The sequence below is a fragment of the Streptomyces otsuchiensis genome, assembly GCF_004305975.1.
In the GTDB taxonomy this organism is placed as follows: Bacteria; Actinomycetota; Actinomycetes; order Streptomycetales; family Streptomycetaceae; genus Streptomyces; species Streptomyces otsuchiensis.
Genome location: NZ_BHZI01000681.1, coordinates 1 through 237 on the forward strand (window position 1 = coordinate 1; position 237 = coordinate 237).

Consider the following 237-nt stretch of genomic DNA (forward strand, 5'->3'; position numbering starts at 1 on the left):
GGTCAGAAGACGTACAACGGCGTTGCCATCCTCTCGCGCAAGGCCTCTGTGCCAGAAGGCCGCGATGTGGTGAAGAACATCCCGGGCTTTACCGACGACCAGCAGCGCATCGTGGCCGCCACATATGACGTGGACGGTGGCCCTGTCCGCGTGATTTCTGCATATATCCCAAACGGACAGGCGCTTGATTCCGACAAATTTGTCTACAAGCTGCGCTGGCTGGAAGCGCTGCAGGCG

Annotated in this window: 1 pseudogene; it reads left to right on the plus strand. The window is 59.5% G+C overall.

Annotated elements, in window-relative coordinates:
* A pseudogene (locus E0D90_RS28735) lies at positions 1 to 237 on the plus strand (hypothetical protein); the annotation flags it as partial.